Source organism: Pseudomonas sp. HMWF021 (genome assembly GCF_003061005.1).
Lineage (GTDB): Bacteria > Pseudomonadota > Gammaproteobacteria > Pseudomonadales > Pseudomonadaceae > Aquipseudomonas.
In genome coordinates, this window is record NZ_QAIK01000041.1 from 55,661 (window position 1) to 67,417 (window position 11,757).

12 protein-coding genes are annotated in these 11,757 nt (G+C 59.9%); 5 read left to right on the forward strand and 7 right to left on the reverse strand.

What is annotated here, in order from left to right; all coding sequences use genetic code 11:
* Positions 1-6 precede the first annotated feature (6 nt).
* A complete protein-coding gene (locus DBR18_RS05115) occupies positions 7-1,152 on the reverse strand; it encodes a PQQ-dependent sugar dehydrogenase (RefSeq protein WP_108589495.1) in 1,146 nt (381 codons plus the stop codon).
* A 52-nt stretch (positions 1,153-1,204) separates the two neighbouring features.
* A complete protein-coding gene (locus DBR18_RS05120) occupies positions 1,205-1,546 on the reverse strand; it encodes a hypothetical protein (protein WP_108589496.1) in 342 nt (113 codons plus the stop codon).
* 191 nt (positions 1,547-1,737) lie between these two features.
* Here DBR18_RS05120 and DBR18_RS05125 point away from each other — a divergent pair, with 191 nt between their 5' ends.
* A complete protein-coding gene (locus DBR18_RS05125) occupies positions 1,738-2,610 on the forward strand; it encodes a Ku protein (protein ID WP_108589497.1) in 873 nt (290 codons plus the stop codon).
* A gap of 135 nt (positions 2,611-2,745) precedes the next feature.
* Here the strand turns inward: DBR18_RS05125 and lpxO are convergent, their stop codons facing one another.
* Positions 2,746-3,645 carry a lipid A hydroxylase LpxO gene (gene lpxO, locus DBR18_RS05130; protein ID WP_007964602.1) on the reverse strand — a complete coding sequence of 300 codons (900 nt, stop codon included), beginning with the start codon at positions 3,643-3,645 and terminating at the stop codon, positions 2,746-2,748.
* Between the two features lie 390 nt (positions 3,646-4,035).
* Here lpxO and DBR18_RS05135 point away from each other — a divergent pair, with 390 nt between their 5' ends.
* Positions 4,036-5,622 (forward strand): ABC-F family ATPase, encoded by a 1,587-nt coding sequence (locus DBR18_RS05135; protein ID WP_108589498.1) that lies wholly within the window; start codon positions 4,036-4,038, stop codon positions 5,620-5,622.
* Positions 5,623-5,901: 279 nt separating this feature from the next.
* Positions 5,902-7,089, forward strand: coding sequence for an MFS transporter (locus DBR18_RS05140; protein ID WP_108589499.1), 1,188 nt, complete (start codon positions 5,902-5,904; stop codon positions 7,087-7,089).
* A gap of 93 nt (positions 7,090-7,182) precedes the next feature.
* On the opposite strand, the gene DBR18_RS05145 is transcribed toward DBR18_RS05140, so the two are convergent.
* Positions 7,183-8,220 carry a dienelactone hydrolase gene (locus DBR18_RS05145; protein ID WP_108589500.1) on the reverse strand — a complete coding sequence of 346 codons (1,038 nt, stop codon included), beginning with the start codon at positions 8,218-8,220 and terminating at the stop codon, positions 7,183-7,185.
* A 236-nt stretch (positions 8,221-8,456) separates the two neighbouring features.
* Positions 8,457-9,068 carry an FMN-dependent NADH-azoreductase gene (locus DBR18_RS05150; RefSeq protein WP_108589501.1) on the reverse strand — a complete coding sequence of 204 codons (612 nt, stop codon included), beginning with the start codon at positions 9,066-9,068 and terminating at the stop codon, positions 8,457-8,459.
* Between the two features lie 125 nt (positions 9,069-9,193).
* On the opposite strand from DBR18_RS05150, the gene DBR18_RS05155 reads away from it, so the two are divergent.
* Together DBR18_RS05155 and DBR18_RS05160 are read left to right on the forward strand one after the other, a co-directional pair.
* Complete coding sequence (locus DBR18_RS05155) at positions 9,194-10,102, forward strand: LysR substrate-binding domain-containing protein (RefSeq protein WP_108589502.1); 909 nt, start codon at positions 9,194-9,196, stop codon at positions 10,100-10,102.
* Positions 10,099-10,458 carry an MmcQ/YjbR family DNA-binding protein gene (locus DBR18_RS05160; RefSeq protein ID WP_108589503.1) on the forward strand — a complete coding sequence of 120 codons (360 nt, stop codon included), beginning with the start codon at positions 10,099-10,101 and terminating at the stop codon, positions 10,456-10,458. The genes DBR18_RS05155 and DBR18_RS05160 overlap by 4 nt, the downstream gene beginning before the upstream one ends.
* 113 nt (positions 10,459-10,571) lie before the next feature.
* On the opposite strand, the gene DBR18_RS05165 is transcribed toward DBR18_RS05160, so the two are convergent.
* Both DBR18_RS05165 and DBR18_RS05170 read right to left on the reverse strand, forming a co-directional pair.
* Positions 10,572-11,000 (reverse strand): DUF1294 domain-containing protein, encoded by a 429-nt coding sequence (locus DBR18_RS05165; RefSeq protein ID WP_108589504.1) that lies wholly within the window; start codon positions 10,998-11,000, stop codon positions 10,572-10,574.
* The coding region (locus tag DBR18_RS05170; protein WP_108589562.1) for an undecaprenyl-diphosphate phosphatase at positions 10,997-11,757 on the reverse strand (761 nt) is incomplete at its 5' end. The genes DBR18_RS05170 and DBR18_RS05165, both read right to left, overlap by 4 nt.

Below are 11,757 nucleotides of genomic sequence, written 5' to 3' on the forward strand. Positions count from 1 at the left end.
GTGCAGTTATTTCAGGCCGATCTTGTAGAGCGCACCGTTCTGCTCATCCGTCACCACATACAGATACCCATCCGGCCCCTGCCGCACATCACGAATCCGTTGCTTCAGATCCCCCAGCAAACGTTCTTCATGCACGATCTTGTCGCCATCGAACTGCAACCGGATCAGCTCTTGACTCACCAGCGCGCCGATAAACAGGTTCTGCTGCCAAGGCTTGAAACGATCAGCGTCATAGAACGCCATACCGCTGACACCGGGTGATTTCTCCCAGACATGATAGGGGTCAACCGCACCTTCGACACTCTTGCCCTTGGCTTCGGGGATCGGTTGCAGCGAATAGTTGATGCCGTGGGTCGCCAGCGGCCAGCCATAGTTTTTTCCGCGTTCGATGATGTTCACCTCATCGCCGCCACGGGGGCCGTGTTCGTTCTCCCAGATGGTGCCGTTCCATGGATTGAGCGCCGCGCCCTGCGGATTGCGCTGGCCGTAGGACCAGATCTCCGGACGCACGCCGGACTGGCCCACGAACGGATTGTCTTCCGGCACCTTGCCATCGGGGAAAATCCGCACGACCTTGCCCTGCAGCTTGTCGAGATCCTGCGCGGTCGGCCGGTCGTTGTTTTCACCCAAAGTGATGAACAGATAACCGTCGCGGTCAAACACCAGTCGTGAGCCAAAGTGATTGCCAGTCGAAAGCTTAGGCTCCTGGCGGAAGATCACCTTGAAATCTTTCAAGCTGCGCAAGTCGTCAGACAGCCGACCACGCCCCACCGCCGTTCCTGCCTTGTCCCCGGCACCACCGCCCTCGGCGTAAGACAGATAGACCAGTCGATCCTGTTTGAAGTCCGGCGATAGCACCACATCGAGCAAACCACCCTGGCCCTTGGCCCAGACCTTGGGCACGCCGCTGATCGGCTCGGAACGCTTGCCGTCGGCGGTAATCACCCGCAGGTTGCCCGGGCGCTCGGTCACCAGCATCCCCTGACGATCCGGCAGAAACGCCAGCGCCCAGGGATGCTCAAGGCCTTGGGTGATCGTGGTGACTTCGAGGGTGCCCTGCTCGCTTTGCAGCTCTTGGGAGGCAGCGGCGAAAGCTGGTGCGCTGATCAGCGCGCCGGCGCACAGCGTGGCTAGAAGGGTTTTACGCAACATGCACGATTCCTTTTGTTCGTTTCAAAGGCTGACAGGGACGCAGTCCCGCCGTTCAACGGTTGCTGTCTCCATCGCGTGGCGGTGGGTTGGGGATGAATCTGGGCGGCGTACTCGGTACCGAACGTTGCTGCTGGCCATTGCCGATGCCGCCGTTGCCAACGGTGGGCGTACTGGGTACCGGCACTGTATTCGGCCCGCGAATCGCCGGAGCATTGGGTTGCGTGCCCTGCATGCTGTTGGGATTGGCCCGGCGGATCGGGCTGTTGTAGGGATTGTTGTTGGTGCCGGTGGGATTTTGAGCCAACCACAGCGGCGCCGACGTTGTTGGGACATCGGCATGGGCCAACCCTGCCCCAAGGAGCAGAACAATAATGCCTGGCAATATTCGGTTCATGGGGTGGCCTCTCGGTGCACAGGTGATAGAGCCTTCGAGTCCACGCTACGCCGTGGGTTCGGATTTGTTAACCCGTCGCCCTTAAACAAGATGTAACACGGCTTGACCGGCGGCGCCGCGAGCCCAATGCAAACGCTGGAAACTTTCGACCCGGGCCACAGGTCACCTGAACATCACTTGGAGAACTCACCATGGCTCGGGCAATCTGGAAAGGCGCGATCAGTTTCGGACTGGTACACATCCCTGTCGCGCTGGTGTCGGCAACCTCTTCGCACGGCGTGGACTTTGACTGGCTCGATAGCCGCAGCATGGACCCGGTGGGTTATAAACGGGTAAACAAGGTCACCGGCAAGGAAGTCACCAAGGAGCACATCGTCAAAGGTGTGGCCTATGAAAAGGGTCGTTACGTGGTGCTCAGCGAGGAGGAAATCCGCTCGGCGCACCCGGTGTCGACGCAGACCATCGACATTTTCTCCTTCGTCGATGCCGAGCAGATCCCGCTGCAAAACATCGACACGCCTTATTACCTGGCCCCGGACAAACGCGGCGGCAAGGTCTACGCCTTGTTGCGGGAAACATTGAGCAAAACCAACAAGGTCGCCCTCGCCCGCGTCGTCCTGCACACTCGGCAATATCTGGCGGCACTGATGCCACTGGAATCGGCGTTGGTGCTGGTCAAGCTGCGCTGGCCGCAGGAGGTGCGCGGCCTTGATGAGCTGGAACTGGGCAGCGAGGTGACCAAGCCGCAACTGGCCAAGGGCGAACTGGACATGGCCAAGCGCCTGGTGCAGGACATGAGTGGCGACTGGAGCCCGGAAGACTACAAGGACGAATTTGAAGACAAGATCATGGCCCTGGTCGAGAAAAAGGCCCATGAAGGCAAGATCGAGGATGTCGAGACCGTGGGTGGCGAGGAGGAGCGCAAGTCTGCCGATGTGATCGACTTGACCGAGTTGCTCAAGCGCAGTCTGGGCGGAAAAGCGCCGGCCAAAGCGAAGGCAAAAGACAAGCCTGCCAGCAAGGCAGCCCCGGCGAGAAAGACCAAAAAGGCTTCGGGGGCGTAATCAGATCCGTTTCCTGTCAGGAAGCTGACAGGTAGGCTTTGAGAGACTCATCGCCAGCAGGTGGCTCCACACAGTCGGAATTCCACTGTAGGAGCCAGCCTGCCGGCGATGGCATAAACAGGCGCGGTACAGCAGTCAGATCAGAATGAAGATTGCCAGCAAACCGCCAAAGATCGCCCACTTTTCCATGTAGTAACGCGCGCGATTACGCTTTTTCAGCTCTTTACCACGCAAGCGAACCTTGTAGATTTTGGTAAACAGGCGGTTGATCCCGCCCGTGCGGTCGCCAGCATCGTTTGGCGCACCTGCTGCAGACATCACGGTGCGGCTGAACCAGCGGTTGAACGCCGCCGCCCAGCGATATTTCATCGGGCGCTCGATGTCGCAGAACAGGATGATGCGGTTCTTGTCGGTGGTGTTTTCGGCATAGTGGATGTAAGTCTCATCAAACATCACCGCTTCACCGTCGCGCCAGTGGTAGCTCTCGCCGTCGACATTGATGTAGCAACCGGCGTCGTTCGGCGTGTCGAGACCCAGGTGGTAGCGGTACGAACCGGCATACGGGTCACGGTGGCGAACCAGTTTCGACCCCGGTGGCAGCTCGGCGAACATCGCAGCCTTGATCGAACCGATGCTCTGCACCAGTTCAGTGGTGCGCGGGCACAGCTTCATCGCCGACGGATGGCTCTCGCCATACCATTTCAAGTAGAAACGTTTCCAGCCGCTTTTGAAGAACGAGTTAAAACCGACGTCATCGTACTGGTTCGAGCGCTTGATCTCACCGGCACGCAGCAGATCCTGCCCTTCCTGGCGAATTTCTTCCCAATGCGCCTGCAACGGGCTCAGGTCCGGAAACTCGGACGGATCGAGATACGGCTTGTTCGGCTTCTTCGAAAACAGGTACAGGAAGCAGTTGATCGGGGCCAGAAACGTCGAGTGATCGCTCAGTTGACGGCCCAGTTTGTGACGCACACGTCCACGAAGGTGAACGTATGCAATCGAAATGACATAAATAGCGGCAATGATGAGTTTCACGGAAATCGTCACACGTCAAAAGTGAACAAACTGCGCGCCTGCCGGCCGGTGGCCCAGGGTCTGATGCAGTGGCATAAATACAATACTTGTCCCGGTGGCACTTCCTTGAGCCCATGCCGTTAGCGGCTATTGGGTAATCGGATGGCATTTTAGCCATACTTTGTAACCAATAGTGAACCTGATCTGTGAAAAACTGTCCGCTGAATCTGCCAAACAGCAGGCGCGACGTCATCGCCCTATCGTTTAAAGAGCCAGACCAGTACAATCGCCGCCAAACTTTACGCGCCCCCCTTGGTTGATGACGGGACTGTCCCGCTTCAGCGCACTTTGACTCGGGCCAAGCGCTCCAGCCGCACCCTCGCTACTCAGAATGCTTCGCAGGAAAAACCTTTGATTTCTACAGCTAACATCACGATGCAGTTCGGCGCCAAGCCGCTCTTCGAAAACGTTTCGGTCAAATTCGGCGCGGGCAACCGCTATGGCCTGATCGGCGCCAACGGTTGCGGCAAGTCGACCTTCATGAAAATTCTCGGCGGCGACCTCGATCCGTCCGGCGGTCAGGTCATGCTTGAGCCGAACGTGCGTCTGGGCAAGTTGCGCCAGGACCAGTTCGCCTACGAAGAATTCACCGTGATCGACACCGTGATCATGGGCCATGAAGAGCTGTGGAAGGTCAAAGCCGAGCGCGATCGTATCTACTCGCTGGCGGAAATGAGCGAAGAAGACGGCATGGCCGTGGCCGAGCTGGAAACCGAGTTCGCCGAGATGGATGGCTACACCGCCGAATCCCGCGCCGGTGAACTGCTGCTGGGTCTGGGTATTCCGCTGGAGCAGCATTTCGGCCCGATGAGCGAAGTCTCGCCAGGCTGGAAACTGCGCGTATTGCTGGCGCAGGCCCTGTTCTCCGATCCGGAAGTGCTGCTGCTCGACGAACCGACCAACCACCTGGACATCAACACCATTCGCTGGCTGGAAAACATCCTGACCCAGCGTAACAGTCTGATGATCATCATCTCTCACGACCGTCACTTCCTGAACAGCGTGTGCACCCACATGGCTGACCTGGATTACGGCGAGCTGCGCCTGTTCCCGGGCAACTACGACGAGTACATGACCGTGGCGACCCAGTCCCGCGAGCAACTGCTGTCGGACAACGCCAAGAAGAAAGCGCAGATTTCCGAGCTGCAATCGTTCGTCAGCCGCTTCTCGGCCAACGCCTCGAAAGCCAAACAGGCCACTTCCCGTGCCAAGGCGATCGACAAGATCCAGCTGGCCGAGGTCAAGCCGTCCAGCCGCGTGAGTCCGTTCATCCGCTTCGAGCAGAATAAAAAGCTGCACCGCCAGGCGGTCATGGTCGAAAAGATGGCCAAAGGTTTCGACGGCAAGCCGCTGTTCAAGGACTTCAGCTTCCAGGTTGAAGCGGGCGAGCGCGTAGCGATCATCGGCCCGAACGGTATCGGCAAAACCACCCTGCTGCGCACCCTGGTCAACGAACTGGCCCCGGATGCCGGTAGCGTCAAGTGGACCGACGCCGCGGAACTGGGCTACTACGCTCAGGACCATGCGCACGACTTCGAAGACGACGTCACGCTGTTCGACTGGATGGGTCAGTGGACGCAGGGCGAGCAGATGATTCGCGGTACCTTGGGCCGCATGCTGTTCTCCAACGACGAGATCCTCAAGTCGGTCAAGGTCATCTCCGGTGGTGAGCAAGGCCGCATGCTGTTCGGCAAGCTGATCCTGCAAAAGCCGAACGTGCTGATCATGGACGAACCGACCAACCACCTGGACATGGAATCGATCGAAGCGCTGAACCTGGCGCTGGAAAACTACCCGGGCACGCTGATCTTCGTCAGCCACGACCGTGAGTTCGTATCGTCCCTGGCCACGCGCATCATCGAGCTGAGCCCGAATGGCGTGACCGACTTCAGCGGCACCTATGATGACTACCTGCGTAGTCAGGGTGTGGTGTTCTGACACCCGCTGCGCGTTTTTAGCGGCGAGCTTCAAGCGAAAGCCCTGTCCTTGTGACGGGGCTTTTTGCATTCAAGAGCCAGTATTTATGCGGGTACCGCCACCATCGCGAGCAGGCTCACTCCTACAGTGGACGCATTTCAACTGTAGGAGTGAGCCTGCTCGCGATGAGGCCATCAGCAACAATCGGGATAGCCAGGAAAAATAGTTAGCCTGCTTTCTTTTATTCCAGCACCAAGCCATGATGCCAACTCTCTTACCGCCGCCCGCGAACGAGTCCACATGTCTGCGCAGCAACTGCCCCCGCAAAGCTCCATGGCGATCACCCTGCAGATCGTCTCCATCGTGTTCTACACCTTTGTCGCCTTCCTCTGCATCGGCCTGCCGATTGCGGTATTGCCCGGCTATGTTCATGAACAGCTGGGGTTCAGCGCGATTGTCGCGGGACTGGTCATCGGTTCGCAGTATCTGGCCACCCTGCTCAGTCGGCCGATGGCCGGGCGCATGTCGGACAGCATTGGCACCAAACGGGCGATTGTTTTTGGCTTGTGGGGGATTGTGCTCAGCGGGCTGCTGACACTGATCTCGACGCTGATGCAGAACTTCCCGCTGGCCAGTCTGCTGATTCTGATTGTCGGGCGTCTGCTGCTCGGCGTCGCACAAGGCCTGATCGGGGTTGGGACCATCAGCTGGTGCATGGGCCAGGTCGGCGTCGAACACACGGCAAGGTCGATCGGCTGGAACGGCATTGCGTCCTACGGCGCGATTGCGATCGGCGCGCCACTGGGCGTGGTGATGGTCGCTGACTACGGCTTCGCCAGCCTGGGCATTGCGCTGTCGGCACTGGCCGCTGGCGCCTTGGTATTGATCCGCAATAAACCCTCGGTGCCGGTGGTGCGCGGCGAACGGCTGCCTTTTTGGGCGGTGTTCGGGCGCATCGCACCGTATGGCGCCAGTCTGAGCCTGGCATCCATCGGTTACGGCACGCTGACCACCTTCATTACCCTCTATTACCTCAATCGCGGCTGGAGTGGCGCCGCGTATTGCCTGACGGTTTTCGGCGTGTGTTTCATCCTGTCGCGGCTGCTGTTCATTTCGGCGATCAGCCGTTTTGGCGGGTTCAATTCAGCCATCGCCTGCATGAGCATCGAAACCGTCGGGCTGGTGCTGTTATGGCTGGCACCCTCCACCGCATTCGCCTTGATCGGCGCGGGCCTGGCCGGTTTTGGCCTGTCGCTGGTCTACCCAGCGCTGGGGGTCGAGGCGATCAAGCAGGTGCCCAGCTCCAGCCGTGGCTCGGGGTTGGGGGCGTACGCGGTGTTCTTTGATCTGGCGCTGGCGATCGCCGGGCCGCTGATGGGGGCGGTGGCGTTGAATCTGGGGTATGCGTGGATTTTCTTCAGTGCGGCGCTGTTGTCGGTGATCGGGTTGGGGTTGACCGTGTTGCTCAAGCGTCGGGCGATGGGCTGAAAAACCAGATCAAAAGATCGCAGCCTTCGGCAGCTCCTACAAAAATCCAATGTAGGAGCTGCCGAAGGCTGCGATCTTTTGATCTTTTGATCTCTATTGATCCGCGGTCTGCATCCCCGCCCGGCTTGGCCTGCCGAGTGTGCGCGAGAAGAACTGCCCTGCTTCGGAAATCAGGTTGCGGTGGATGTCTTCGCGATCCACCCCGTCAGCGTCCGTGCACAGTGCCGGCATGGCGCGGATCTGCTCTTCATTGCACGGGGCCATGAACACGAAGTGCCCTGCCCCGGCCAGCAATTTGAAGTCCGGCGCCGTCGGCAGTTTGCGCGCCAGCGCCGCGGCATTTTTGTCGAAGGCCACCAGTTTATCGCCATCGCCGCTGTAGAGCAGCACCGGCACATGCACGTCCGCCAACGTATGGCGACCGAACTTCAGACTCAACGGCGCCATCAGCAGCAAGGCATGCACCCGTGGGTCGGCCACTGGCTGCAGGTCATCGCGATCGACGATCAGCTCGCCTTTGGTGTTGCAGGCATCACGGTCGTCGGGACGTTCCTGGCAGTAGCGGCGCAGGCGATCCAGATCAGGCTGCGCGCCGGAGAGAATCAACGCGGTTTCGCCGCCGGCCGAATAGCCGATCACCCCGACCTGATCGGCGTTGACGAATGGCGACAGCATCGGATCGCCAAGGGTGGCGGTGATCGCTTCGGAAATCTGGATCGGCCGCCCATACAGATTGCTCAGGGTGCCGAGGCGGCTGTGATCCTTGGAGTTGTCACCGGGATGAATCACCGCTACCACCACAAAGCCCTTGCGTGCCAGCGAGGTGGCGAGGTCGTGCAGCGCCAGCGGCGTGCCGGTGTTGCCGTGAGACAGCATCAGCATCGGAAAGCGCCCGATGGCGACTTTGGTGTCGGCGCCCGCCTCGACGGTGTAGCCCTCGAGCAGGCTGACATGTTCGCGGTCGCTGGAGGGATAGAACGCGATGGCGCGCATCGGTTGCAGATCCAGAGGGTCGAGGAACGTCATCTCGTGATAGCCGACGCTCCAGACAGGGTGTCGCCCGGGCGCGGCATGCACTGAACCGAGGCTGCCGAGCAGGCAAATCAGTAACGTTGCACAAAGACGCATCATCGGATGGCCCACCCTGTGTTACTCAATCGAAAGATCCTTCGTGTTTCGACGCCCGGAACCCGGTGGTTCGGTGATCCGGCGCGACGTTGCACTCAGACGTTGATCGTTTGACTGCATAACCCGGGCCAGATTATGCAACAGTCTGAAACAAAAAACTCCGCATCTGGCCCTTGCAGAACCAGAATACAGAGTTTTTTGAGAGGCTACCTGAACGGCAGCTGGTCTTTACGCAATGCTTACGCAGCGGCGAACAGTTGCTCGCTGATCTTCGCGTGAGCAGCGCTCATCGCGCTGTTGCGTACTTCATCACCGTAGGCCAGACCTTCGGCACGGACGATTTCGATGTCGGTGATGCCGAGGAAGCCCAGCACCAGCTTCAGGTACTCTTCGTGGGCGATGCCGCTCGCCTGACCGGCGTGGATACCACCGGAGGTGGAAACGATGACCACTTTCTTGCCGCCGCACAGGCCTTCAGGGCCGGCTTCGGTGTAGCGGAAAGTCTGGCCGGCAACGGCGACGCGGTCGATCCAGGCCTTGAGCTGGGTCGGCACGGTGAAGTTGTACATTGGCGCAGCGATGACAATGGCGTCGGCAGCGATGAACTCGGCCAGGGTCGAAGCGCTCAGCTCGGCTTCGTGCTGTTGCGCGGCGTTGCGCAGTTCGGCGGTAGTACCGGCGGCCACCAGGGTGGTCGACGAGAAGTGGCTGATGGCGTCGGCGGCCAGGTCGCGGTAGGTCACCACGGCAGCAGGCTCGGCGGCTTGCCAGGCTTTGACGACCTGACTGCTCAACTGACGGGAAGCGGAGTTGTCGCCCAGAATGCTCGAATCGATGTGCAGCAGTTTCATGTGGAATCTCCTGGAAAGAATCGCCGGCGGCGACGGAATGGAGACAATCCTACGGAAGAAACCAATAGCTGATTAGCCGCTGACAATGCGATAGTTCGTCCCACTGATAGAACGGTGGACTTTTCATGCAGGATCTCAACGATCTCTACTATTTCGCCAAGGTGGTCGAGGCCGGGGGCTTTGCGGCAGCCGGCCGCTTGCTGGGCATTCCCAAGTCGCGGTTGTCGCGGCGCATCGCTGAACTCGAAGAACGCCTGGGCGCACGCCTGCTGCAGCGCACCACGCGCCAGTTGAATCTGACCGCCGTCGGCGAACGCTATCTGCGCCACTGTCAGGCCATGTTGCTGGAAGCGGAAATGGCGGATGAAGCGGTCGCCAGCATGTCCAGCGAGCCACGCGGTCGATTGCGCGTGTCCTGCCCGACCGGTCTGGCACGGGAAATGTTGCCGTGGGTGATCAGCGAATTTCTGGGCAAATTTCCGCAAGTGCAACTGGAGGTGGTGCTGCTCAATCGCCGGGTCGATCTGGTGGCTGAGGGCTTCGATGTGGCCCTGCGCGTACGTGAGCTGGGCGATGAAGACCCATTGCTGGTGACCCGGCGTCTGCGCCAGGCGCAAATGGTCGTCGTCGCCAGCCCGGCTTTTGTCGAGGGCAAAACCATCACGCATCCGCAGGAACTGAAAAATCTCCCGGTGCTCGGCGCGCTGGAGGCCGATCGCATGGTGCACGTGCGCCTGCTGGACCAGCAAGGCAACAGCGTCGAGCTGAACATGGAGGCGCGGCTGGGTATCGACGATTTCATCGTGCGCAAGGCCTGCGTGCTCGCCGGCCAGGGTTTCACCCTGCTGCCGATGATGTATTGCGAAGCCGACCTCGAGAGCGGCGCGCTGGTGCAACTGCTGCCGGAGTGGTCATTGCCCGGCGGCTGGTTGCAGGCGGTGTATCCGCATCGGCGCGGGGTGATGCCGGCGGTGCGGGCGTGGATCGATCATCTGGTCGAATCGTTCAATGCGTGTGGGGAGCGACTGTTATGAAAAAGGGAAAGATGAACGAGGCTGATGTCGCCACCTTCTGCCTGGCCTTGCCTGGGGCGCGGGAGGATTACAAATGGGGCGGCGTGCGGGTGTTTTCGTTTGCCGGCAACAAGATGTTCGCTTTGCTGGGCTTGCGCGGGGAATCATTGGCGTTCAAGGTCGACAAGGATCTGTTTCTCGGCCATTGCGACCGCCCCGGCATTCACCCGGCGCCTTATCTGGCGCGGGCACAGTGGATCATCATGCACCCGCCCTACCCGCTGGGCGCCGAGGAACTGCGAGGGTTGCTGCAGCGCTCGCATCAACTGGTGGTGAGCAAGTTGCCGAAGAAAACCCAAATCGGATTACTGCTCTGACCCCGCCCCTGTAGGAGCTGCCGCAGGCTGCGATCTTTTGACTTTGATCTTTTAAAAAGCAAGATCAAAAGATCGCAGCCTGCGGCAGCTCCTACAGGGGGATTTGTGGTGATTCAGAAGAGTGACAGCAGGTTCGAGCCGAGAAACAGCTGGTCGATCCAGAACACCTGATGCAACGCCACAATCACCCAGAACAGAATCTGAAACGACACCTTGCGCGTTTTGTGCCGGAACACCTGCTGGGCGATCAGCGCGCCGGGCCAGCCGCCGGCCAGTTCCAGCGCGTGCAGAATGTTCTCAGGCGTGCGCCACGCATCGGCGCGGGCCTTGCGCTTGTCCGCCCAGTACATGAAGAACGTCAACACGCTGACCACACCATAGGCCGTCAGCGGCACCAGCGAGATGCCGCGCAGCCACATCGACAGCGAACCGAACAGCGGCAACGCGCAGACGATCAGCAGCACCGCCAGTTTCAATTTCAGATGCTGGATACCGCCACCGGATGAGCGTCCATCCGGGCGGCGCGCGCGTGAATCACTCACGCCTTGGCCGCCGACCAGTCCACCCAGCCAAACTGCCAGGTCGCCAGAATCAGCAGACCGAAGGCAATCCGATACCAGGCAAACGCCGCGTAACTGTGGCTGGCGATGAATTTGAGCAGACCGCGCACGGCAATCATCGCGAAGATGAACGCCGTGATGAAGCCAATGGCGAACACCGGGAAATCCGCCGGAACAAACAGATGACGATACTTGTAACCGGAATACACCGCCGCACCGACCATGGTCGGCATCGCCAGGAAGAACGAAAACTCGGTCGCGGTCTTGCGCGACAGACCGAACAGCAGGCCACCGATGATCGTCGAGCCGGAACGCGAAGTGCCCGGGATCATCGCCAGGCATTGGGCGAAACCTACTTTCAGCGCGTCCTTCCAGGTGATGTCGTCCACCGTTTCGGCGTGCACCTCATGCTGCCGGCGCTCGGCCCACAACATGATCACACCGCCCACCACCAGCGCGGTCGCGACGGTGACCGGGTTGAACAGATACTGGTGGATCAGATCGGCAAATATCACGCCCAACACCACCGCCGGCAGAAAGGCGATCAGCAGGTTGGCTGTAAAGCGCCGTGCGCTCGGCTGGGTCGGCAGACCGACGACCACGTCGAGGATCTTGCGGCGAAACTCCCAGACCACCGCGAGAATCGCGCCGAGCTGAATAATGATGTTGAATGCCATCGCCCGTTCACCGCCAAAGTCGAGCAAGTCCGCGACAATGATCTGGTGCCCGGTACTGGAAA